The following is a 25119-nucleotide window of genomic DNA, read 5'->3' on the forward strand; positions in this document are numbered from 1 at the left end:
AAACTAAATCTTAATTACAGCACAAGGTAGTTGTTTTTTAACAATTACAAATCTTTGAATTATTATATTAAGTAACATTTCTAAAATAACTAAATAGTTCTTCTATACAAATACTATTTTAAAAGACTAATATTGAAAACCAAACTACGCAAATCTTGTTGTACAGTTCTTACGGTTGCTTGTAATTCATTATTCATATCTGACATAAGATGAATGTTATCAGAAGAAAACAATCCTCCTTTCCCGAAGTACAATTCCTCTTGCTTTTTACTTATATTATCTTCAAAGGCAAATGTGATCCATCTATTTTTTAATGTTTGTAATAGAGATAACTCACCTTCATTACTAAATGATTTCTCATTCATAACTCTCCATAGTGCAGGAGGAAAAGCAATATCTTCGTTGTTGTTTTCCCATACATTGCGCAGAAGGTTCCTGTTGTTATTTAGTTCTACCTTTTTCCCTTTCGGATTTAAAAGTAAAAAACCTAATCCAGCACCAGCAATACCTCCTGTAATATTAATCCCTTTATTTAAGTCATCATTTTTTATCAAAGCAGTAGATAAAGTTATAGCTGCTCCTAAAGCTATAGTAGCAACTGTTAACTCTGTATTTGTTTTGTTGTTTTTTGAATCTAAAACTCTTGCCAATTGATCAAAACGCTCTCCATTGCAATCTAACTCAGCTGCCACAGCATCTATTTCTGTCTGAAACAATAGAATCCGAGTATTTATCTGTTGTTTGAGTTCTAATTTTTCGAAAGGGTCTTTGCTTTCACCAAGTTTAGATAGTAAAGACTTTATTCCAATATGCGTTGCCAAGATATAATCATGCGATGAGAGTTGATTAGCTAAGACGGAGTCTCTCTTTATATCAATAACTTCTACCTCATAATCTGTGTAAGCAATAGTAGGTGAACAGTAATTCTCTTTTAGTATTCTTACTTTAGGTTCTTTTATCACTGTAGAACAAGAAACTAAAAACAAACTAACAAAAACTAAAAACAAACCAACTAACCTCATATTAAAAACATATTTTAACAACAAATATAAAAACAAAAAGCAAATTTTAACAATAAAAACATCTTTTTACATTAACAGTATTCTCTTAACCATTTTTGAAGTATCATTTTTACCTCTTCAATATATTTAAATTCTTGTCCAAACATATTTACTCCTTTGATTCCCCAAGCGTGATCACCTTGAGGAAATTGATGTAAGCTTACAGGTATATGCTTTTCTATTAAAGCACTATAATAGACATCACTATTTACAGGTAAAACAACTTGATCATCTGTACTTACAAACAACAATGTAGGAGGTGTATTTGCGTGTACTTGTTTCTCACAAGAGAATTGGTCAATACTACCTTGATCAGGATTATTTCCTAATAAATTCTGATAGGTATCTACTTGTCTATATTTTGCATCCATCGAAATAACAGGATAAAACAACACAGAAAAATAAGGACGATACCTACTATCTTCTTTACTTCCGAATGTAGATAATGTCGCAGCTAAATGACCACCAGCTGAAAAGCCTACTAGCCCAATTTTATTCTCATCTATTTCTAAAATAGCTGCATTATTTTTGACATAATCAAATGCTGCTTTTGCGTCACTTAGAGGTATATCACTATGCCCATTTGGCATTCTATATTTTAGTACAACACCAGTAATACCGAGTATAGTTAACCATTCTGCAAAATCATGTCCCTGTGATGTAATCGCTAAGCCCATATAAGCTCCTCCTGGACAAATAATAGCTGCTGTACCTGTATTTATAGAAGCTTCAGGAGTATATATTATCAATTCGGCATCAGATACATTAGTTAATTCTAGTACAGCTGTAGGGTCTAAAACTTCGTTCCCTACTAGCCCACTTACAGAAGGAGGATTTCCATTCCATAAACTTATTCTCTTTACGTTTTTCATATTTATTATTTGTTAGTTTTTGTTTAAAGCGGCTCTTACCTGAGGTGCTATCTTAGTTCCGTATAGTTCTATCGCCTTCATTAAATGCTTATGACTTGGAGCTCCTACATCTAAATGAGCTATAAAACGAGTCAGTCCAAAGTTCTCTTCTGAATATAATATTTTGTCCACCATAGCAGATGGCTCACCTACAAATAAGGCTGCTTCTGGAGATTGACCATAATCAAACTGCTCTCTAATAAATGGAGACCAGCCTCTAGACTTACCTATTCTATCCATTTGCTCTTTGTACAACGGGTAATAATATTCACTTACTTCCTTTTCATCCTCTCCAAACAAACTATGAGAGAACATTCCTACCTGATAATCAGACATCTCATGACCTGCCTCAATATATGTTTCTCTATACAGTTCATATAGAGGCTTAAATCTCATTAAAGGAGTGCCTGCAACAATAGCAAACATAATAGGCAGACCTAATTTCCCTGCTCTTACTACAGAATCAGGAGAACCACCAGCTGCTATCCATATAGGTAAAGGCCTGTCCTCTGTACGGGGATATATCTCTTGTCCAAATAAAGAAGCCCTAAAACGCCCTTGCCAATTTACTTTTGTCTCTGTATTAACCTGAAGTAAAAGAGCTAACTTCTCCTCAAATAAGTCATTATAATCATATAAATTATATCCAAACAAAGGGAAAGACTCTGTAAAACTTCCTCTTCCCGCCATAAGCTCAGCTCTTCCGTTGGAAAGCAAATCTACCATGGCAAAGTTTTGGTAAAGCTTAACAGGATCTGACGAACTCAATACAGTGACCGAACTAGTCAACTTGATATTCTTCGTCACTGCAGCCGCTGCTGCTAAAATTATCTCTGGAGTAGCAACAGCATACTCTGCACGATGATGCTCACCTATTCCTAAAATATCAAGCCCTACTTCATCAGCTAACTTAATCTCTTCCATCAGCTCTGCTAAACGTTGTTGAGCAGATTGTATTTTACCTGTTTGACTATCTACATGTAAATCACCAAACATACTTATTCCTAATTCCATATTGGTTATTCTATTGTTGAACAATCGTTCTATTATTGGTTAAAAAAATTATTCTTTTTTACTTTTCCATTGATTCATATAATCATAGGTGGCATAAGCTGTGGTATCAAATGCTCCCCAGGCTCCTTTTTCTATACTTAAATTGACTGTACGCAACAATTCTGGATTAAACGCCAACGTTACTACATGTCCTAACCCTATTAATACTTGCCAACTTAACACTTCGACATCTTTGGGAGGAAATACCTCCCAAAACTTATTCTTTTCAAGAATCTGTACAATCTCATCTAGATTCTTATTCTGCTGATGTTTTAGCACATACGATAGCACCATCTTATTATTCTTTATCATATCTATTATTGAACATTCATTCCAAAATAGTATCTAAAAAAACTGAAACTACCCATTCCAGTTTTCTTATATTTTACTTTAAACTATTAACTATACTCTTTGCCATCTGTAACAATATCTTTTTATCATCATAAAGGGTTTGCATTTGCCATAACCCAGCAAAACTACCTACAATAAACTGTGCTGTATATTGAGCATTCTTTTCTTTAGAAACCTCTCCTACATCTTGTGCTTTAACAATAAGCTCTTGTATAATACTTACCAATATATTGTTTAACTGTATCAACCTATTTTTAACTTGCTCGTCTAAAGGAGCCATTTCAAAAGAAGATTTTACAATCATACAAACCTTATTTTGATCAAAAGAGCGATCTATCGCTTTCTTTACAATTTTTTCGATAGCCTTTAAAGGTGATTTCTCTCTCTTTGCAATTGCTTTATATTCCTCAAAAGTCTCATTGGCATAATTCTGTAAACTCTCTAAAAATAACTGATGTTTATCTCCATAGGTATCGTATAGGCTACCTCTATTAATCTGCATCTGACTAACCAAATCCTGCATAGAAGTTGCTTGATATCCCTTTTCCCAAAACAAATCTCTTGCTTTTTCTAAAGCTTGAGTTGTGTCAAATTCTTTGTTACGTGCCATAATTGGGACAAATGTATATATTTAGAACGATTGTTCCAAATATATTTAAAACTAACTATTGACTTTACTCCAAATGTACTTAACCTAACTTTTTCAAATCATATAATACTTGCTCTGCATCGTACCTTGAAAAAAAACTAAAATCTACCATAATAAACAATTAAAAACTCTTCTTTTATTTAAACAACTTCCTTAGCCATCCCTCTTTCTGCTTAGTGTAAGGAGGATATTTTATACTTGACTCAAACCAAAAAGGTTTGTGCAATATACTCTTGTAATGAGAGAATGTTTCAAAACCATATTTACCATGATAGTTTCCTATACCACTTGCTCCTACTCCACCAAAAGGCAGTGTATTAGTACTTAAATGCATCAAACTATCATTGACTGCTCCACCTCCAAAAGAAACTTCTTTTAGTATTTTATCAATTAATACTTTGTCTTTTCCATATACATAACAAGCTAATGGTTTAGGTCGTTTCTTTATTTGACTAATAACCTCATCTAAAGATTTAAAAGTAAGTATAGGCAATAGTGGTCCAAAGATTTCTTCTTGCATAATTGCATCTTCCCAAACAACCTCATCTAATATAGTTGGACTAATAAAGCGTTTATCTCTATCGGTATTGCCCCCATAGCATACCTTAGTTGTATCAATGAGACTAACTAATCGATCAAAGTTCTTGGTATTGATAATTTGCAAATAGTGTGTAGGTAAGTTATCTGCTTGTTGTGGATAGTTATCCATCTCAATCTTTAGGTACTTTATCAACTCCTCTTTTATAGAAGCCTCAACTACGATGTAATCAGGAGCAACGCAAGTTTGACCAGCATTCAATAACTTAGCCCATACGAGACGTTTAGCCGTCATCGGAATATCACAATCTTTCAGTACAATCGCAGGACTCTTTCCTCCTAATTCTAAAGTAACAGGTACTAAGTTTTTAGCTGCTGCTTCATAAATAATCTTTCCTACTGTTGTACTTCCTGTAAAGAATATCTTATCAAAAGGTAATGATAATAATTCAGTAGTTTCATCTATTCCTCCTTCTACTACATAAAGATATTCCTTATCAAAGTTTTCATTTATTAATTCGGCTAATACTTGAGAAGTACGCATAGGTAGTTCACTTGGTTTTATAATCACTGTATTGCCTGCTGCCATTGCTGTTAAAGCTGGTAGTAAAGAAAGCTGATATGGATAATTCCAAGCACCAATAACTAAAGTAACCCCTAATGGTTCTGGTATAATATATCCCTTAGCAGGGAAGTTAGCTAAGCCTACAGAAACGCGTTTACGCTTACTTAATTTCTTTACATTCTTGATATAGTAGTTAATTTCTGCGTATACAATAGACAACTCTGTCAAATAGGTTTCAAAAGCAGATTTACCAAAGTCGTGGTATATTGCTTCTTCTAATCGTTGCTCATTTGTTTGCAACACTTGTTTAAGCTTCTTTAACTGCTTTATACGAAAAGAAATATCTTTAGTAGCATTACTATCAAAATAAGACTTTTGTGTGCTAAATACAGAGGTTATTGTGTTCATAGGCTATACATAACTAATCAAAGATAACTTATAAAACAGATATCTTTATACCGTTTCTAAGAAATGGATTACTTCTTTGCTTACTGCTTCAGGCTTTTCAGCTAACAAGAAGTGTCCACATTCTTTTACTTCTTTCAGTGTTAGATTACTTGTAGTATGTGGTAGAGACATCTTCAGCATTTCATAACCACTGCCTCCTATCCCCAATACTGGCATTGTAAGCTTACCATAACTTTTACTATCTTCTATATCTTGAGGAAAAGCTTGATACCATGCATTAGAAGCACGAATAGCCTCTTTGCTATTATAAGCCGTAGCATACACTTGTTTATCAAAATCAGTAATACTCTCCTTATTGTAAACTAAATGATCGAACAACCAATTAATAACTAAGTCCATACGCCCCTCCAGTAATTGTTCGGGCAAATCTTTAACCTGATTAAAAGCAAGCCACCAAGGGTAAGTATAATTCCCTCCTAAGATAGGAAGCATAGGCAATTGATACATTCCTGCATCAGGATGAGGAGTATCTAACATAATCAACTTTGTTGTCGCTTCTGGATAGTTACTTGCAAAACTAAAAGCTACATGTGCTCCTATATCGTGTCCTCCAATAGAAACTGTATCAAAACCTAACTTCTGAACCAACTCATAAACATCCTTTGCCATATTCTTTTTTTCATAGCCCGATGTAGGTTTCGCAGAATTACCCATTCCTCGCATTTCTACAACTATCACGCAGTACTTTTCTGCTAAAGCAGGCATTACTTTGTGATAGGCCCACCAAGTTTCTGGATACCCTGGTATTAATATTAAAGGTTCTCCTTGACCTCCTATTATATAGTGTATTTGCGTTCCATTCACCTCTGCGCATTCACTTTTAAACCCTGGTAATAAACCTACTAATTCGTTATTTAATGATTCTGCACTCATCTTATTAAGGTTTTAAATATTACTTATTTTCATTTGATTGATGTAAAACTAAATAGTATTTTTACACTACACAACCATGAAGTATAGTTCATACTTTGCTTTTTAAATATACTTTAACACAATGAAGCTAATCAGTCAACTTTCTAAAGAAACAGGAGTACCGATACCTACTATTCGCTTCTACGAAAAGACAGGTTTATTTAGTAGTACCACCAAAGAAGAGGTGACTACTAATAACTATGCTTATTATGGAGATGATGTAGTAGATAAGCTTCGCTTTATACAAATGGCAAAAGCTGTAGGGTTTACTTTATCTGAAATTAAGGAAGTAATAGACGCTTGGTATGAAAAGCAGTTTACCAAAAAAGCAAAACTTGAAGTATTAAATCTAAAACTAAAACAGATAGATGAAAAAATGAAGGAACTTAAAGCAATGAAGAAACAGATTGCTTTATGTAAGTATAATATTGAAAATGATGTTGTTTAAGTATCAACTTACAAATGAAAAAGGTATATATTCTTTGTGGTTTAGGAGTTGACAAACGTGTTTTTAATAACTTTAAGTTGCCATTTTGTAAAAGATACCTTTTTAAATCCTTCTACCCAACTATATATAACGATACTTTTCATACAAACACTTATTCTAAATTAACAGGAGTGATATTATATCTACTTGATAGATTGTCCACTAAATGCTTAAAAAGCACCAAAACTTCTTTAAGATATTCATAATCCGATCTTATTCCTTTAGTGTAAACTATCAATTCATAATTATTATCAAATAGTACTTCCTCACTTGATCCTGCTTTACCTGTACTTATAAAAAGTCCTGCTATATCAAGATCTAAATACATTCTTCTAACTAGGGAATTTAGAATGCTTGTTATACCTTGGTTAGGAGAATGTACTAAATACTGTTCATCAAAACGTTTATCATTTGTCTTTTGCCTACTAATAAATAGGTTAATAAGTTTATTGATAAAACTTCTCTTATCTATTCTCAATGCTATTTTCTCACCATAAGAAAATCTACAATATACCTTTTTAGATTCTCCAAATCCATCAAAAGTTATACAAAAACCATTGTAGTTAATAACTGTTTTTGCTGAATACCAATAGGCTGCTTCATGAAATCCTCCTCCAATGAAATTACTAAACTCAGACCAATATTCATTATTATTAATAGCCATATTCTTACTTATAAAAACACCTTAATAAATTAATAATTACTCAAAACCACAACTACTATAGAATAGAAATATATTTTTATCATCTCTATTTCTCTTCCACTTTCTTCCATTTTTTACCTAAAATATCCATTTTTTACTCTTTTCTTCCAATAAGTTCCACTTATTTCCATTTCAAATACCACAAAAACCTACAAATCAACACCTTAATATTTTAAACATGTCCATTCCTTCGGAAGGTCTGCGGGAGAGTTCAGTAATTGTTCGGACGGATGGCAAGTTTTCCGAAGGACTTGCACACCCTTCTAAACCATTTCCCGAAGAAAAGCATTTTAACCATTAATTTTTGGGAATTAAAATTATAAAAAAAGGGAACCTCTAATCAGGTTCCCTTTTCTAATTTTATATGATAATGAATTACCAAACGAACATAGGACGTTCTTCCATCATTTCATTTACTTCATCAGCTACAGCTTCTAATACAGCTTCATCAGTGTGAGCTACAATTACTCTATCTATAAGAGCAACAATAGTTTCCATATCTGCCTCTACTAAACCTCTAGTAGTAATCGCTGGTGTACCAATACGAATACCTGAAGTTACGAATGGAGACTTATCATCGAATGGAACCATATTTTTGTTCACTGTGATTTCTGCTTTTACCAACGCTTGTTCAGCATCTTTACCAGAGATATTCTTATTTCTAAGGTCAATAAGCATCATGTGGTTATCAGTTCCTCCAGAAATAATATTATATCCTCTCTTAACGAATGCTGCTGCCATTGCTTTAGCATTCTTTTGTACTTGCATCATGTATTGGAAGTACTCGTCAGTTAATGCTTCACCGAAAGCTACCGCTTTAGCTGCAATAATATGCATTAATGGTCCTCCTTGGTTTCCAGGGAATACAGCACTGTCTAATAAAGAAGACATCATACGTACTTCACCTTTTGGAGTAGTTAATCCAAATGGATTAGGAAAATCTTTACCCATCATAATCATTCCTCCACGAGGTCCTCTCAATGTTTTGTGAGTAGTCGTAGTAATGATGTGACAATGAGGCACAGGGTCATTCATTAAACCTTTAGCGATTAGACCAGCTGGGTGAGCGATATCTGCCATTAAAATAGCTCCAACGCTATCAGCAATCTCTCTGAAACGTTTAAAGTCCATATCACGAGAATATGCAGATGCTCCAGCGATTATTATTTTTGGTTGCTCTTTAGTAGCTACCTCTTGTATCTTGTCGTAATTTAATAATCCTGTTTCTTGATCTACTCCGTAGAATACAGGGTTATATAACTTCCCTGAGAAGTTTACTGGTGATCCATGAGTTAAATGCCCTCCATGAGATAAGTCAAATCCTAAGATTTTATCACCTGGTTTAAGACATGCGAAGAATACAGCTGTATTTGCTTGTGACCCTGAGTGAGGTTGTACGTTCACATATTCAGCACCGAATAAAGCTTTAGCACGATCAATTGCGATTTGCTCTACTACGTCTACTACTTCGCATCCTCCATAGTAACGTTTATTAGGATATCCCTCAGCATACTTGTTAGTCAAACAAGAACCTGCTGCTTCCATAGTTTCTTCACTTACAAAGTTCTCAGAAGCAATTAATTCAATACCATGAATTTGTCTATCTTGCTCTTCTACGATCAAATCGAAAATTTCAGAATCTCTTCTCATTTAGTTTGTGTGTTTCGTTAATTTGCTTCCAAATGTACAAAAAACGTTTGTTATATTCAGTCTTAATTATATATTTGAATATACTATTAACAAAGTACCTCTTTTTAAATATTTTCTTTTGTGATACTTAAAATAAGAGGTCTTAAAACAACTAAAAACAATTATGATGATAAGTGCGAATGATCCGATGAGGAAGACGTGGTTACCGGTTACTAAAAATTCTGACTTTCCAATTCAGAATATTCCGTTTGGCGTTTTTATCACCAAAGAAGATATAATAACAATAGGAACTCGTATCGGAGATTATGCTATCGATTTGAGTGCCTTACAAATGCTAGGGTACTTTAAAGGTATTGAACTTACAGATGATGTTTTTTTACAAGACACATTAAATGACTTTATATCTTGTGGTCAAAAAACATGGAGAAGTGTTCGAAATAGAATCGCTGAATTATTTGACGAAAACAACGATGAGTTAAAAAACAATACGAAACACAAAGATGTAGTAATATTCAAAATGGAAGATGTAGAAATGCAACTACCTGTATATATTGGGGATTACACTGATTTTTACTCTAGTAGAGAACACGCTACTAATGTAGGTACACTATTTAGAGATCCTGAAAATGCTTTGTTTCCTAACTGGCTTCATATTCCTATAGGTTACCATGGTAGAAGTTCTACTATTGTTCCTTCAGGGGTAAATGTAAAGCGTCCTGTAGGACAAACTTTACCTAAAGGAGCTACCACTCCTATCTTTGGAGCTTCACAACGTGTAGACTTCGAACTAGAAACTGCTTTTATTACTACTGATGCAAACCTTATGGGAGATAGTGTTTTAGTAGATAATGCTGAAGAGCACATCTTTGGGATGGTTTTATTAAACGATTGGAGTGCTAGAGATATTCAGACTTGGGAGTATGTTCCGCTAGGTCCATTCTTAGCAAAGAACTTTGCTTCTTCTATTTCTCCTTGGATTATTACATTAGATGCTTTAGAACCGTTTAGAGTAGCAGGACCAAAACAAGATCCTACTCCTCTTCCGTATCTACAACAAACTGAAGATAGAGCTTTTGATATCAGACTAGAAGTATATATTCAACCAGAAAACAGTGAAGATAAATTAGTATCAGTATCTAACTTTAAATATATGTACTGGACGATGAGTCAACAATTAGCTCACCACACAGTAAACGGATGTAAAGTTAATTCAGGTGATTTAATGGGATCAGGAACTATTTCAGGTCCAACTCCTGATAGTTATGGTTCTCTTTTAGAATTGACATGGGCTGGAAGTAAACCAATTGAAATGCCTAATGGCACTACTAGAACATTCTTACATGACTATGATACTGTAACGATGAAAGGTTTCTGTCAGAATGAAGATGTAAGAATTGGTTTTGGCGAGGTAAGAAGTACATTATTACCTGCTACAATCAAGTTTTAATACTTAAAAAACTATTCAAAATAAAAAGCGTGAACTAGATTGGTTCACGCTTTTCTATTTTTATTTAACTATTGAATCAGTGCAATTCTGAGGTTAATCTACTTTTTTATCTTTTAAAGATTTAATTAAGCTCTCTAACATCATTCGGAGATTTGCAATGGAAGAGTCATACTCCGCAATACTCTCGATATACTTTAAATCATACGCTATAATCAATTGCGTTTCAAGTTCTGCTAAACTACCTAATGCTATATAAAGAAACTGTCTATATTCCTTATTCTTTCTTCTAGCACTCCCCTCTGCTATATTTGAAGGTATTAAAACAGCACTTTGTCTGATTTGATTTGTCAACCCATATATCTCATCCTTTGGAAAGTCTTTCGTAAGTGTATAAACAGTTGTAACGAATTCTCTACTTTTTTGCCAAACTTCTAAATCTCTGTGTGTTTTCATTTCAATTATTTTATGCCGAAACTACTCATAAAACCATATACAACTTCAATCTAGTAGATTACGAAACAATTAAGTTATAGTAAAATCAACGTTACCACAAACAACTACTACTTATGGCCTCTTACATCTTCTCTATTAACGAATAATTACTTAATTTTAGCCTCTCAATACACAGATTTATGTACACAGAACAAATTAAACGTATCAAAGATAAAATTAGCCAACTTGAGGACTTAGATCAAGATTTAGAAGTTTTTGGAGCAGATACTCATGAATATACATTAAACCCTATACTAGGCGAAAAAGAAGTTTCTAAATTTGAACAAGAACACAAGGTAACTTTACCTAAAGATTATGTTGCTTTTATCACACAGATTGGAAATGGTGGTGTTGGCCCATTCTATGGTTTACAGACTTTAGCTGAAGCAAGTATTAATGAAGAAGAAATGTTAGTGATGGGAAATAGTACTTCTGCACTCTTACAAAAGCCTTTTCCTCATACTATAGCTTGGAATCCACTAGAACAGCTAGGAGCTTTAGATGATAAAATCGCTGATGCTTATGACAAAGGAGATGAAGAACTAGAGGAAGAATTGTATGAAGAAAGATTAGAAATTATAGGTGGAGAAGAACATGACTATGGAAGATTAAACTTATGTGACTATGGTTGCGGAATTACTCTATTTTTAGTTGTGACTGGTGAACAAAAAGGAATCATGTGGACTGACGATAGAATGAATGACGGTGGTCTATATCCTAGTATTGAACTAGAAAACACAGCTAATTTATCATTCTTAGACTGGTATGAATTATGGTTAGATAATTCGATTGCTGAATTTGAATAAGCAATCGATACAAACATAAAACAACAAACCCTGATTAATTGTTCACTTTTAACAATCAATCAGGGTTTGTCTTTTACTGATATATCAAAAATAGATTAGTATTTATTTGATTTACACATTCTACAACCTTCTTTAATACCTTTTTCGTTTATCTCTTTAGCTTTATCATCTTGACCTACTAAAGTATAGTAAGAATATAATAGTCCATAACCTTCAGGGTTTCCTAAGTTGATAATCTTATTACCCAACTTCTCCATGTCTTTATCTTCTTTTATATCCTCAACTTTTTTCTCTTTTGGAGCTAATAGTACAGATAATGCACCTAAAGATTTCTCTGTTAACCCGTATGCAAAGATTTGTATACATCCTAAGTCAAGATCTAAGTCACAAAGCTTTTGATTCTCTGCTCTCATTACTTGCATTGAAGATTTAAAACTTCCTTTCTTCTTTCCAAATAACTTATCTGGATTTACATAATTCACTATATAATACTGTTGAATTAAGTCAAGACGTTTATCAACTCCAACAGCTGCTTTTTCATAACTAAATTCTTTGTCTTTAGAAGTGAATGTATACTTAGCTACTTTTTTTGTTATTCCTTTAAGTTGATTATTATTTAACTTAGAAAAAAGTAAAGGTCCATCTTCATACAAAACAAATATAGAGTCATTTCTCTCAAAAAACTCATATTGATCTTTGTCATTTATTACTACTTTCCCTTTTCCATTAAAGTCTAAAGTAGTGTAGCTACTCCAGCTAGATTGGTTTTTAAAAACTCCTTTTAAATTATTAGAAGCCTTTTGACCAAAAGCAAATACTGCCTGTAAGGCAAGCACTAAAACTAGTAAATTTCTCATATTAATATTTTTTCTAAACTTAACTAAAGTTATTAAATAAATTAGTGCTTTTTAGTAAAAAAGTTAACACTAGACAAGTCAATATTCAAAGTAAAACACTTAACTTTTTCACAAACAAAACAATACTTCATAAAAAAAATATAGAGTCACTAAAAAAGCCATTAAGCATAACACTTAATGGCTTTCAAAAAAAGTACATTTATTTACTATATGAAATAAACTATAATTAACATCCTATACTCTCATGAGCCGCTACTGGCTGTATAGATACGTTATTATTCGTAGTATCTGATAGATATAATGTTGGTCTTGAAACATTATACTCAGTAGAAGTATTGATTAAAATATCAACAATATTATCATTATTGATATCTCCTCCAAACATTACTTTAGGCACTTGACCTTCTTCAAAGTATCGTTGAGAAAGTAACATTACTTCATTAATCTTATCACCATCCTTTATTTCCAATCTCAAAGTGTAATTCTTTACATAATACTTAGGCATATCATATCCATTCTCAACAGAATTAAGGAAATCTGCTTCATTTACACCATTTAGTTTCCTAGTACCAGTAGCATAAAGGGTATACTCCTTCCCTTTAAAAGCAAAGTTTACTTTCTCTCCAGGGTAGATATAAGATGGAATATTAGCAACCTCTACATTTGTTTCTTTAAGGTTATTTTGTTTTTCGATATACAAAAGACAGTTTTGTTGATCTTTTTGTGTAATCTCTACTTCACTTACAACATCAGACTCGCTGTGTTCTGTATCAAAAAGTTTAGATACAATAGGTTTAATAGATACTAGCTTATAAGTATTATCTTTGTCAGAGATTAAACCTAACCATTCTTTAGATTCTATAGTTTCAGGAACTTCTTCTGTATGAAATACCCCTGGTGTAATCATAGCACTAGAGAAAGAAAAGTTTATAGGATAATCTTTGATATTTTCAGCACCAGATACTAGGCTAAAGTGTTCAAAGCCGTCATCATCTGTACCTAAATTAGTAAAAACAATCTCTTCAGGTTGAAAGTTTACTGAATTAGTATTCCGCTCACCTTCAGTAGATTTCTCTTCTACTTCTGTGTTTTTACAACTGTTCATAGTTAAACCAGTTGCTAAAACCATCACTGCAAAAAGTGATTTTCTTTTCATCGTTATTTCGTATTTTTAAGGTGGTGCAAAAGTATACCTTCTACTTCTATCTATATTACAAAAAACACATTTTAACACTACATATAAAAACTTAAAAATCAATAAATTAAAAACAAACAATCAATAATAAACTGTTATAATCTGTCAACTCTCTTAAAACAACCTCTTGGAAACTAATATTTGATCAACTTTTTGTAAATTGCTTATCATAAAATAATATTGTAAATGACTGACAAATCATCATACTATATTACTGTAAATCACAACAAACAATGAATTCTAAATCTTACTTAATATTTGGTGTAAGTAAAGGCTTGGGTAAAGCAATTACAGAGCACCTTCCTAGTAAACAAGATACAGTATATGGTGTATCTCGTAGTAAGCCCGATTACCTAGATAATATTCTACCTAATAAGCACTGGGTATCAGCAGATTTATCAAATCCTGTAAAAGCTACAACAGAATTAAAACAACAGATAGGTAATCAAAAAATAGATTATCTAATCTACAATGTTGGAATATGGGAACATAACGCTTTCTCAGAAGATTATAATTTTAATGACAATACACAGGAAGAAATATTAAATATGATTAATACTAATATATCTTCTTGTATTCTAAATATACAAGTATTTATTGAAAACTTAAAGTTATCAGATAATGCTAAAATCATTCTAATTGGATCGACCTGGGGATTAGATAATCACAATGGTAAAGAAGTGACATTCTCAGCGACAAAATTTGCTTTAAGAGGTATCATTCATTCTTTAAGAGAGAATCTAAGAGAAGATAGCATTGGAGTATCTATTCTAAACTTAGGTTACTTAGCAACGGAATATGGATGCGATGAACCTATAGAAACAATCATAGAACAATCTAATGGAGAACTTATCCCTCTACAAGATGTATTACAAGCTATTCGATTTATCACCTCTACTTCAAAAGCTAGCTGCGTAAAAGAAATCAATATGCCTGCTATGAAAGATAGTAATATGTAAAACGCTAATTAATAGTCTAAATAGAAAAGCCCCCTGAAAGAATTCTTTCAGGGGGCTTTCTTATATATCTTAAAAAGTAAACTAACAACCTAAGCTTGTTAGAGCCGCAACAGCTTTTATATTAATTGTACCAGACTTATTCTCTGATATATACAATGTAGGGCGACTCATATTATAATTATAGGTTGTGTTAATTAGGAAATCAATCACTCCATCTCCATTTAAATCACCTGCAAACTCTATAGTCGGTGTTGCCTCTTCTAAACTACTTAAGTCTAACAACTTGATAGCTGTACTTTGTCCCTTAATCTTCATAAATAAACTATACTTCTTAATTGTATAAGCTCTAATCTGCTCTCCTTCATTATTTTCATAATTATAAGGCTCTCCCTTCTCCCCTTCAGCATACAATGTATATACCTTTCCTTTATACGAAAACTCTTTACTTTCTCCTGGATAAATTGTTTTAGGCAAATCAACGCTAGCTAGATCAGTTCCTTTTGTTAGAATCCCCTCATTAGTCATAAACACTACCTCTCCTACACTCTTTACAGATACTTTAGTACCTGTCATCTCTCCTGCTTCATCTAAGACAACATCATAAACTTTCTTTGTTGTTGGATTTAGCTTATATACGCTATAAGTATCATCACTCTCTTTTACCAAACCTACCCACGATTTGTTTTCTACACCAGATACTATTTCTCCATCGTGATATTCTCCAGTCATAATCAAATCATATTTAAACTTAAATGACGTAGGAAACACAGTAGGGTCATCATAATCTTCTTCACCTTCTACTGCTGCTGCATCTTCAGCTATAGCAGACGGATCCTCTTCTGTCTCTTCTGTAGCCGTCGCTACTTCTTTAGGAGTTATATCAGTAGAAGGAGCTTCTATTTCTTTATCTTTACAAGAAGTAGTTAAAGTTACTAATACTGTAAAAGCGAATATAGACATCAGTCTCTTTTTCATATTATGCGAGTTTTTAAAACGGTGCTAAAATAGGATATTCCTACTTAATATAATATAGCTGATTTCCACTAAAAAACTTATAACTTACAGCTATCATTTTTACATCCAAAATTAAAGAAAGCTTGTAAAAACAAGTACAAAGCAGGAATCCCTAAAACCCATAGTGAAGCATCTATGGCCTGAAATACTAATAGTACTCCTAATGCTAGTCGGATCCATCTCATTACAGTCCATTGTTTAAAATAGGTAATCATAATCTTAATTTATTTAATTCCTCAAAACTAAAGTATTCTTCTCTCTTCAAATGTAACTCTTGTTACAAATCTAACTTTACACAACTATTTCAATGTTGTGTAACAATTGTTACTCCCCTATCTCCTTTATAAGGCTACTTTAGCCTCAATATAAACCATAATAAAGTAAATAATGAGAAAATTAGTTTTAGCAATCGCGTTATGTTCTATTGTAAGTGTTCAGGCTGTAGCTCATACAGTGAATAATGAATTATCTAATATAGTTTATGAACAAGAAACAAAGGGTGATAAATATGCTATTCTAGTACAATCTATAAAAAACCTTCGTTCGTCTATTATGACAGGAAGTGAAATCAAAAAGACTAATCCTAAAGCTGATTTCCAAATTGTTATCATGGGACAAATGGTTCAAGAATTAAACAACAAAGAACTTCGCTCTGAACTTGATGCTGCTAACAAAGCTGGTATTAAATTAGTAGTATGCGAATTCGCTTTAAAAGTTTACGGTGTAACATTGAATGACCTGCCTTTGTACTTTATCGGAACACCTAATGCTCATAAATATATGTTCCAATTACAAGAAAACGATTATAATACGCTTTCAATATAATTGTACACCCCCCACTATTTATGAAAAAAGAGGCCTCAAGCCTCTTTTCTTATTTATATATTACTTATCTTCATTCCACTGATTCCAATATTCTGGGCCATAAATAATATCGATAATCTCACCGTCTTTAGTATCCATATCACCTAAGTACATACGCAAGTGCTCTGGTACTCGTTCATAAGCTTCTTTTAAGACTTCTTTTAATTCGTCTGAAGGATTAGCTTTATAAGCTTCAAAAACTTCTAAACACAGTTCATTTAAAGTCTTCTCCCCATTGAGCTTGCGATAATCATCTTCTAATTCCGCAAAGATCTCTTCAATATCATTACTATACCCTTCTTCAGCAATAGTAAATTCACCAAGGTTTTCGATAATCACTTTAGCTCCTAAAGGAGGTGTACTACATACAATTCCATTCTTAATAAGCTCTTCCAAGCTATTTAAGTCTAACAGTTTTTCTTCTCCACAACCGTGAATCAAGATTGACTTATCTTTAAACAACAACAGGCGAACTAGGTAATAGCATCCGTCTAGTATATAGAATAAACTACGATCTTCCCCTACTACTTTCTTAGGAAAGAATTTATCCACATTTTCAGTATCTACTTTATACACTGTCCCAGTACCAGACTCCCCTACTATTATACCATTTACTTTTTTCTCCTGATATGTATGTATATTAGCCCAAGTCGGATTTAACTCTAGTACTAAACTCTTGATATAGTCAATATAAGTCTCTGGAGTAAAGTACCATTTACTATCCGAAATCTTCCAAGCTCCTAGATGAAAACAAGAAATCTCTTCTCCATCAGGAATACTAGTCACAACCCATCCACTCTGAACATCTTTTATAAAATGCTCAAAATCTTCAAAGTTCCAATCATTTACTCTTCCATTCTCATATACATCAAAACAAGTAAAATGATATCCTCCATTGTGAATAATTCCAGGTGTTTTAATTCCATTTAATGTAACTGTCTTATAGACTAGTGTTCTTCTCATGTTTACAATCTTAATAATAGTTTATCAGTATCTGCACCGTCTATACTCTCATGAGAAGTATTATAAACAGCTTTACCTCCAGATACAATCAACAACTGAGGAGATTCATGCTGTACTTGTAAAGCCTCTTTAACCTCCATAGATTCTAATCTATTATTTACCACATCTACTAAATAACACGCTACATCTGTAGGATTAGTAAAGCTAGCTTCAAAGTTTCTCAGTGCAAACTTGCTAATATGGCAACGTGGACTATGTTTAAAAATAATAACTGCTTTCTCATTTGACTGTGCGATAAGCTCTTTTACTTGATCGCCTTCTGTTATATTAATCCATTTCATACGACAAAATGTTAGTGTGGTTCTTTATATAAATGCGAATTTATGACTTTTTGACATCTTTTACTACTGTGAATAATTCAAATATTGCCAAAAAGTCTTAATTTAAACATTGGAACACCTTTTGTCTTTTAGGAATTAATCAAACAAATAAACGATTTAGTATATGAACTTAAATAATTTTACAATAAAATCACAAGAAGCTCTACAACAAGCACAAGTAATCGTGCAAGGGCTTGGACAACAACAAATAGAAAACGAACACATCTTTAAAGCTATTATGGAAGTTGACGAAAACGTTACTCCATTTATCTTGAAGAAACTAAACATCAATGTAGAGACTTTTAAATCTGTATTGGATGCTACTATCTCTAACTTCCCAAAAGTTGACGGAGGTCAGATGGGATTGTCAAGAGAAGCTGGTACAGCTATTACAGAGGCACAAGCCATTGCTACAAAGATGAAGGATGAATATGTTTCTATTGAGCATTTAATCTTAGCTATTTTTAAATCAAAAAGTAAAGTAGCTCAGATATTAAAAGATCAAGGTGTAACAGAAAAACAACTTGAGGCAGCTATAAACGAAATTAGAAATGGAGCAAGAGTAACTTCTGCTTCTGCCGAAGATACATATAACTCACTAAACAAATATGCTAATAACTTGACGCAATTAGCTAACGAAGGAAAACTTGACCCTGTAATTGGTCGTGACGAAGAAATCAGACGTGTATTACAAATCTTGAGTCGTCGTACGAAGAACAACCCAATGCTTATTGGTGAGCCAGGGGTTGGTAAAACAGCTATTGCAGAAGGATTAGCACACCGTATTGTACAACAAGACGTACCTGATAATCTAAAAGACAAACAAATCTTCTCTTTAGATATGGGAGCTTTAATTGCAGGTGCAAAATACAAAGGAGAGTTTGAAGAGCGTTTAAAATCTGTAGTAAAAGAAGTAACTTCTGCTGAAGGAAATATCATCTTATTTATCGATGAGATTCACACTTTAGTAGGTGCTGGAGGTGGTGACGGAGCTATGGATGCTGCAAATATCTTAAAACCAGCATTAGCACGTGGAGAACTGCGTTCTATCGGGGCAACAACTCTAGATGAATACCAAAAATACTTTGAGAAAGACAAAGCTTTAGAGCGTCGTTTCCAAAAAGTAATCGTAGATGAACCAGATACAGAGAGCGCTATCTCTATCCTTCGTGGTATTAAAGAGAAATATGAAGCTCACCACAAAGTACGTATAAAAGACGAGGCTATTATTGCTGCAGTTAATCTATCTGAGCGTTATATCACCAACCGTTTCTTACCAGACAAGGCGATTGACTTAATGGATGAGGCGGCTGCTAAATTGAGAATGGAGATCAACTCTAAACCAGAAGAATTAGACGTACTTGATCGTAAGATCATGCAGTTAGAAATTGAGATTGAGGCTATCAAGCGTGAGAATGATGAGACTAAACTTAAATCTCTTGGATTAGAAGTTGCAAACTTAAAAGAAGAAAGAAACGATATCTATACTAAATGGCAATCGGAAAAAGAAGTTGTTGATAAAGTACAGGCTATTAAACAAGAAATAGAGACTTATAAATTAGAAGCTGAAAAAGCAGAACGCGATGGTGACTATGGTAAAGTAGCTGAACTTAGATATGGTAAGATAAAAGTAGCTCAAGAAGAACTTGAGAAAGCTCAAAAACAATTAGACGAAAACCAAAGCGGTCAATCGTTAATTAAAGAAGAGGTTACAAGTGATGATATCGCTGAAGTAGTAGCTAAATGGACAGGAGTACCTGTAACTAAAATGTTACAAAGCGAAAGAGAGAAACTACTTCACTTAGAAGGTGAATTACACAAACGCGTAGTAGGACAAGAAGAAGCTATTGAGGCAATCAGTGATGCTGTACGTAGAAGCCGTGCTGGATTACAAGACCCTAAAAAACCGATTGGTTCGTTCCTATTCTTAGGTACTACAGGAGTTGGTAAAACAGAGTTGGCAAAAGCGTTAGCCGAATATCTATTTGACGATGAAAATGCAATGACTCGTATTGATATGAGTGAGTATGGCGAAAGACACAGTGTAAGTAGATTAGTTGGAGCGCCTCCAGGATACGTAGGATATGATGAAGGTGGACAATTGACAGAAGCTGTGCGTAGAAAACCGTATTCTGTTGTATTGTTAGATGAGATTGAAAAAGCTCACCCTGATACGTTCAACATCTTGTTACAAGTATTAGATGAAGGACGTTTAACAGACAACAAAGGTCGTTTGGCTGACTTCAAAAACACCATCATTATCATGACTTCAAATATGGGTAGTCACATTATCCAAGAGAAGTTTGAGAATGCAACAAATATGGAGCAAGCATCTGAAGACGCTAAAGTAGAAGTACTAAATGAATTGAAACAACAAGTACGTCCAGAGTTCTTAAACCGTATAGACGAAGTAGTGATGTTTACACCGTTGAGCAAAGACAACATTTTACAAATTGTAGATATTCAATTACACAGTGTATTTAAAATGTTAGCACAACAAAACATTCATATGGAAGCTACTGCGGAAGCTAAAGAATTCTTAGCTGCTAAAGGGTTTGATCCTGAATTTGGTGCACGTCCAGTAAAACGTGTGGTACAAAAAGAAGTACTAAATAGATTGTCTAAAGAAATCTTATCTGGTAATGTTAAAGCAGATAGTATGATCTTATTAGATTCGTTTAACAACGAATTGGTTTTCAGAAACCAACAATAATATTATCGGATTAGTTAGTGAATAGTTATAAAGTAAAACCGCCTTAAGTTATCATGACTTAAGGCGGTTTTTATATTTAAAAAACTAAGCTTTTTCTATATCATCCTCTTTCTTATCAGGAAACATAACTGAAATTACCACAGAGATAACTAAAATAGAACCTACTATGCCTAAAGAAACAGGTGAAGGGATATGGATCCATGGTGATATCAACATCTTAACACCTATAAAACTTAAAACAACTGCTAATCCATAAGGCAGTTTGCTAAACATATGTATAAAATTCGCTAAAAGGAAATACAATGAACGCAACCCTAGAATAGCAAATATATTTGATGTATAGAGAATAAAAGGATCATTAGAAATAGCGAAAATCGCAGGAATAGAATCCACTGCAAATAATACATCTGTAAACTCAATAACAGCCACCACTACTAATAAGGGTGTAGCCATTTTTATACCATTCTGAATGGTAAAGAACTTATTACCATCATAGTTATCAGATACTTTCCAAAATCTTTTTACTAATCGCGCTCCAGCAGACTCACTAAAATCTTTATCATCATCGTCATCGTCTCCACCCCATGATTTAATACCAGCATACACAAGGAATAAACCAAACAATGTCATTACAACATTAATCTTTACAACTGATCCGAATATAGTCATCTCTGGAAGGTAAGTAACATTAATAATTCCTACACCTGCAAAAATGAAGATAGCTCTAAAGATAAGTGCTCCTATAATTCCCCAGAAAAGAACTGTATGATGTAAATACTTGGGAACCTTAAAGAATCCGAAAACAAGAATAAAAACAAACAAATTATCTACTGATAATGCCTTCTCTATCCAATAAGCTGCTTGAAACTGTGTTATTTTTTCAACTGCTAAAGCATGTCCTCCTTCATCGTGATTAAATACCCAATACACTACTCCTGAGAAAGCCATTGCTAATGATATCCAGACAATAGTCCAAATAGTTGCTTCTTTTGAAGATACTTCATGTGCTTTCTTATTAAAAACACCTAGATCTAGTAACAACATAATGATTACAACAATACCAAATCCCCATACTAAACCAGGATGTGTATCTAAAATACTTCTTTCCATAACTTTTAATTAATTATTCTGTGATATCACACATACTACTTTTTTAAACTATTTTGCTTTTTATACCTATTTTTAAACCATCGTCACATATAATAATTTTCCTCCTTCTTCTGCTGACATAAGAATTTTCTTATCATGCTGGAGAACAACCTTACCCCCAATTAACACATCGACTTGATCAGACATATCTTTCATTCCTAATACAGATTTATTAGTCAATATCCATTGTATTCCATCATAATTAATAACTGCCACTTCCTCCTTATCTTCTTCTGTCAAATTTTCATTATTAATTACATTTTTTGAAATATGCCATTTATGCAATGCTTTTTTATCACTTGCTAGAATACGATGATTTTCTAACTTCCATACCCCCTCTCTATTCTTACTATAAATATCAATTATAGGTACACTGTGTTGTATTTTCTCCCCACAGAAAGGACAAGTTGGTTTAGATGTATTATCAAATACAAACCATTTCTCAGAACAATGTGGATTTACACACTCTAGTAAAATATCAATAGTTTTTAATAATGCGGCTTCCCATTCATTTGCCATAGGCCTTAAGAGCGGATTATGAAGTCCATCTATTAAAGCTCGATTCATTAAATCTATAAGATATGGACCTAATATCGTATAAGGTACCTTTGCTGGATCTCCCCAAAAATTATCCCATTTACTTAATTGGTTTATATTTACTCTATTCTTATCATTATCAGGATGCTCTATAAACAAAGCTCTTTCTCCCATGGCCATAATCTCATCGCGATCAGAGTCGATATCCCAAATTTTCCCTCCTCGCAAAGGATGCCTCCTTAACAAGTACATATATAATAATACTGCTAGAGCATGTAAATCAGTCTTCTGATTAGGTAAAACTCTATTAGGGTCTGTAAGTAATAAATGTTTTGTTTTTAATACTTCTGGTGCAATAAAGTCTGCTGTTCCAATGACTTCAGGAGGAAACATACCTGGTACCACTAATCCATCTAGGTCAATAATATTAGCTGATTTTGTAATTGGATCTACTAGAATATTATTATAGGACAAATCAGAATGAGCTAACCCCATTTGATGCATCTTCTTTATACCTCTAACAATATTCAACGATATAAACAAATAACTAGACCAATCTCCTAATTCGCTCTTGTCTAGATTAAAAGGAAACTGCTTATTTCTAAAAGAAGGAGAAGTAAACCACTTACCTACTTTCTCACCTCCAACTAATGTAGTATGCATCTGATATCCTTTAGTAAAAAAGAAATCTGATTTATATATAGGTACAATCACCCCTATTAACCCATTCTTCTCTACAGCATCATAAGGCCATCTAAAGATATCATTTAGATAATACTCTGAAGCATTACCTTTTTTAATATTTTCATGGTACAGCGTTACTATCTTCTTAATCCTTTCTTTCTGGTTAGTATCTTGTTTTTCTCTAAAAAATGCAACAACATACTCCCTTTTAGGTGAAAAGTAAACATCCTTAACACCTCCCTGCTTTGGTCTTCCATCATCTACATATTCGTACATTTTTGTAGAATCTACAATCGAATAAACTCTTACTATACTCATCTTTCTTCTATTAATAAATGATTAGCAAAGTTCTATCATCATGATTTCCTTTACTCCAAAAATTCATCCACTGTAATAAATTTTCTTCAGCAGTTGTGTCCACTAAAAAATCAATACCTATTCCATCTTCATTATCACCTTTTAAATCGAGAATAAAACTATTCCAATGTTCTATACTCATCAGATTGCTTTCTGTTCCAAATTTTGGATCGTAAATTCCATCGCTCATTATAAATAAGTAGGTAAAACTAGGAATAAAATACATCCTTAAACGAGGAGATAATGAATCTTGATAAATCTCTTTCATTGTCACAAACCTAGTACCTCCACTAAACTCTCCAACGTCCAGAGTATTTAACACATTTACTGTATTTCTATCTTCAGAGTATACAACAATTGGACAATCGCCAACACTGTATGTTAACACGAGATAACCACAATCATACTTCTTACATAGTGTTAGTGCTAATGTTGTATGTATATCTTCTAATAAAAGATTATTTTCTTCAGAGAATGATTGTAGATAAGAAAATAAATCTAGAATACTTGTTGATAAAATACTTGATATATCATCTGGTATATTCAACTCCTCTTCTATTACTCTGTTACTATTCTCTTCAAAATACTTATCTATTAATAGATTAAGCCTAGATAATACTTCTTCATTTCGGAAATAATCCCTAATAAAAGTAGTAGCTAAATGTGCTCCCTGACGAGAGTATTGTGCCGAACCAGCACCATCTGCTACCGCTGCCAATGACCAGCCATTACTCAACTCAATAAAACTATAAGAATCATCTCGATAACTCCCAACATGTGCATGAGATCGTCCCCTAACAGATGCCGAAATAATCTTCTTATCTAAAAAAGTTCCTCTATCAATTATTCTATCTTCCTTAGCATATAATCCTTCTCTATCACTAGGTAAATCTTTCCACAAACTACGAGGGCTAGCATTAATCATAAAATAAATAGATTTTTTTTCTTCCTTTGATTCTGAATCTTTCTTATGGTTAAAGTAAATGTCTAATTTAGAAGAAGTCATCATACTTGGTATACCTGAAATAGTATTACTATTTAAGTCAAAATTTAAATTCACTTCTTCTAAACCTATAATTCTAGTAATTATTAAATTGGGGTAATTTATTAGTTCAAAGTTGTATTCATAGTATCTATCTACCTCTCCATTAGGTAAGACTAAATGTTCTTCCTTAAACTCCTCTATTTCTTGATACATCATAAAATACCTAATCATTTTATCTTGGAACAAATGTATCCATTCCAATGCTTTATTTACTTCTTGATTCTCTAGTGCTTTTACAACAAGTTTCTCATGCAGTTTCTCATCTATATGAGTATGTTTACTTAAAACATATCTCAGAAAATCACTCATA

General features: G+C 33.0%; 25 protein-coding genes. 6 read left to right on the forward strand and 19 right to left on the reverse strand.

Going from position 1 to position 25119, the window contains the following annotated elements; genetic code table 11:
• Positions 1-113 precede the first annotated feature (113 nt).
• The 7 genes from BMX53_RS09080 to BMX53_RS09110 form a co-directional block, all read right to left on the reverse strand.
• Entirely contained in the window at positions 114-1022 is a 909-nt protein-coding gene (locus BMX53_RS09080; RefSeq protein WP_074745892.1) for a hypothetical protein, read from the reverse strand.
• A 71-nt stretch (positions 1023-1093) separates the two neighbouring features.
• A complete protein-coding gene (locus BMX53_RS09085) occupies positions 1094-1933 on the reverse strand; it encodes an alpha/beta hydrolase (protein WP_083394406.1) in 840 nt (279 codons plus the stop codon).
• A 12-nt stretch (positions 1934-1945) separates the two neighbouring features.
• Positions 1946-2986 carry an Atu2307/SP_0267 family LLM class monooxygenase gene (locus BMX53_RS09090; protein WP_074745896.1) on the reverse strand — a complete coding sequence of 347 codons (1041 nt, stop codon included), beginning with the start codon at positions 2984-2986 and terminating at the stop codon, positions 1946-1948.
• A gap of 48 nt (positions 2987-3034) precedes the next feature.
• Positions 3035-3337 carry a hypothetical protein gene (locus BMX53_RS09095; protein WP_074745898.1) on the reverse strand — a complete coding sequence of 101 codons (303 nt, stop codon included), beginning with the start codon at positions 3335-3337 and terminating at the stop codon, positions 3035-3037.
• Positions 3338-3410: 73 nt separating this feature from the next.
• Positions 3411-3986 carry a TetR/AcrR family transcriptional regulator gene (locus BMX53_RS09100; RefSeq protein ID WP_074745900.1) on the reverse strand — a complete coding sequence of 192 codons (576 nt, stop codon included), beginning with the start codon at positions 3984-3986 and terminating at the stop codon, positions 3411-3413.
• Between the two features lie 175 nt (positions 3987-4161).
• Entirely contained in the window at positions 4162-5535 is a 1374-nt protein-coding gene (locus BMX53_RS09105) for an aldehyde dehydrogenase (protein ID WP_074745902.1), read from the reverse strand.
• A 45-nt stretch (positions 5536-5580) separates the two neighbouring features.
• Positions 5581-6468 (reverse strand): alpha/beta fold hydrolase, encoded by an 888-nt coding sequence (locus tag BMX53_RS09110; protein WP_074745904.1) that lies wholly within the window; start codon positions 6466-6468, stop codon positions 5581-5583.
• A gap of 121 nt (positions 6469-6589) precedes the next feature.
• On the opposite strand from BMX53_RS09110, the gene BMX53_RS09115 reads away from it, so the two are divergent.
• Positions 6590-6955, forward strand: coding sequence for a MerR family transcriptional regulator (locus BMX53_RS09115; protein ID WP_074745906.1), 366 nt, complete (start codon positions 6590-6592; stop codon positions 6953-6955).
• Positions 6956-7106: 151 nt separating this feature from the next.
• On the opposite strand, the gene BMX53_RS09120 is transcribed toward BMX53_RS09115, so the two are convergent.
• Positions 7107-7658, reverse strand: coding sequence for a hypothetical protein (locus BMX53_RS09120; RefSeq protein ID WP_074745908.1), 552 nt, complete (start codon positions 7656-7658; stop codon positions 7107-7109).
• A gap of 414 nt (positions 7659-8072) precedes the next feature.
• Positions 8073-9347: a serine hydroxymethyltransferase gene (gene glyA / locus BMX53_RS09125; RefSeq protein ID WP_038986788.1), complete on the reverse strand. Its 1275-nt coding sequence runs from the start codon at positions 9345-9347 to the stop codon at positions 8073-8075.
• Between the two features lie 163 nt (positions 9348-9510).
• Between glyA and fahA the strand changes: the two genes are divergently transcribed.
• Positions 9511-10794, forward strand: a complete 1284-nt coding sequence (gene fahA, locus BMX53_RS09130; RefSeq protein ID WP_074745909.1) for a fumarylacetoacetase — start codon at positions 9511-9513, stop codon at positions 10792-10794.
• A 93-nt stretch (positions 10795-10887) separates the two neighbouring features.
• Here the strand turns inward: fahA and BMX53_RS09135 are convergent, their stop codons facing one another.
• Complete coding sequence (locus tag BMX53_RS09135; RefSeq protein WP_074745911.1) at positions 10888-11247, reverse strand: four helix bundle protein; 360 nt, start codon at positions 11245-11247, stop codon at positions 10888-10890.
• 179 nt (positions 11248-11426) lie between these two features.
• On the opposite strand from BMX53_RS09135, the gene BMX53_RS09140 reads away from it, so the two are divergent.
• Positions 11427-12092 carry an SMI1/KNR4 family protein gene (locus BMX53_RS09140; RefSeq protein WP_074745913.1) on the forward strand — a complete coding sequence of 222 codons (666 nt, stop codon included), beginning with the start codon at positions 11427-11429 and terminating at the stop codon, positions 12090-12092.
• 95 nt (positions 12093-12187) lie between these two features.
• On the opposite strand, the gene BMX53_RS09145 is transcribed toward BMX53_RS09140, so the two are convergent.
• Both BMX53_RS09145 and BMX53_RS09150 read right to left on the reverse strand, forming a co-directional pair.
• Entirely contained in the window at positions 12188-12949 is a 762-nt protein-coding gene (locus BMX53_RS09145) for a hypothetical protein (RefSeq protein ID WP_074745915.1), read from the reverse strand.
• Positions 12950-13175: 226 nt separating this feature from the next.
• Positions 13176-14105: a hypothetical protein gene (locus BMX53_RS09150; protein WP_074745917.1), complete on the reverse strand. Its 930-nt coding sequence runs from the start codon at positions 14103-14105 to the stop codon at positions 13176-13178.
• A gap of 272 nt (positions 14106-14377) precedes the next feature.
• Between BMX53_RS09150 and BMX53_RS09155 the strand changes: the two genes are divergently transcribed.
• A complete protein-coding gene (locus BMX53_RS09155) occupies positions 14378-15103 on the forward strand; it encodes an SDR family NAD(P)-dependent oxidoreductase (RefSeq protein ID WP_074745919.1) in 726 nt (241 codons plus the stop codon).
• 81 nt (positions 15104-15184) lie between these two features.
• On the opposite strand, the gene BMX53_RS09160 is transcribed toward BMX53_RS09155, so the two are convergent.
• Together BMX53_RS09160 and BMX53_RS09165 are read right to left on the reverse strand one after the other, a co-directional pair.
• A complete protein-coding gene (locus BMX53_RS09160; RefSeq protein WP_063175867.1) occupies positions 15185-16078 on the reverse strand; it encodes a hypothetical protein in 894 nt (297 codons plus the stop codon).
• A gap of 77 nt (positions 16079-16155) precedes the next feature.
• A complete protein-coding gene (locus tag BMX53_RS09165) occupies positions 16156-16332 on the reverse strand; it encodes a hypothetical protein (RefSeq protein ID WP_240485471.1) in 177 nt (58 codons plus the stop codon).
• A gap of 172 nt (positions 16333-16504) precedes the next feature.
• Between BMX53_RS09165 and BMX53_RS09170 the strand changes: the two genes are divergently transcribed.
• Complete coding sequence (locus BMX53_RS09170) at positions 16505-16942, forward strand: hypothetical protein (RefSeq protein ID WP_063175868.1); 438 nt, start codon at positions 16505-16507, stop codon at positions 16940-16942.
• A gap of 60 nt (positions 16943-17002) precedes the next feature.
• Here BMX53_RS09170 and BMX53_RS09175 read toward each other — a convergent pair whose 3' ends face one another.
• A complete protein-coding gene (locus tag BMX53_RS09175; RefSeq protein ID WP_074745921.1) occupies positions 17003-17944 on the reverse strand; it encodes a DUF7638 domain-containing protein in 942 nt (313 codons plus the stop codon).
• A gap of 2 nt (positions 17945-17946) precedes the next feature.
• Complete coding sequence (ytxJ, locus tag BMX53_RS09180) at positions 17947-18285, reverse strand: bacillithiol system redox-active protein YtxJ (protein ID WP_038986799.1); 339 nt, start codon at positions 18283-18285, stop codon at positions 17947-17949.
• 163 nt (positions 18286-18448) lie between these two features.
• Between ytxJ and clpB the strand changes: the two genes are divergently transcribed.
• Positions 18449-21037 carry an ATP-dependent chaperone ClpB gene (gene clpB, locus BMX53_RS09185; protein ID WP_074745923.1) on the forward strand — a complete coding sequence of 863 codons (2589 nt, stop codon included), beginning with the start codon at positions 18449-18451 and terminating at the stop codon, positions 21035-21037.
• A gap of 84 nt (positions 21038-21121) precedes the next feature.
• Here clpB and BMX53_RS09190 read toward each other — a convergent pair whose 3' ends face one another.
• The 3 genes from BMX53_RS09190 to BMX53_RS09200 form a co-directional block, all read right to left on the reverse strand.
• Positions 21122-22147 (reverse strand): TerC/Alx family metal homeostasis membrane protein, encoded by a 1026-nt coding sequence (locus BMX53_RS09190; RefSeq protein WP_074745925.1) that lies wholly within the window; start codon positions 22145-22147, stop codon positions 21122-21124.
• A gap of 72 nt (positions 22148-22219) precedes the next feature.
• Positions 22220-23725 carry a helix-hairpin-helix domain-containing protein gene (locus BMX53_RS09195; RefSeq protein ID WP_074745927.1) on the reverse strand — a complete coding sequence of 502 codons (1506 nt, stop codon included), beginning with the start codon at positions 23723-23725 and terminating at the stop codon, positions 22220-22222.
• Positions 23726-23735: 10 nt separating this feature from the next.
• Positions 23736-25118 (reverse strand): PP2C family serine/threonine-protein phosphatase, encoded by a 1383-nt coding sequence (locus BMX53_RS09200; protein ID WP_074745929.1) that lies wholly within the window; start codon positions 25116-25118, stop codon positions 23736-23738.
• Position 25119: the final 1 nt, after the last annotated feature.

Source organism: Myroides marinus (assembly GCF_900109075.1).
Classification (GTDB): domain Bacteria; phylum Bacteroidota; class Bacteroidia; order Flavobacteriales; family Flavobacteriaceae; genus Flavobacterium; species Flavobacterium marinum_A.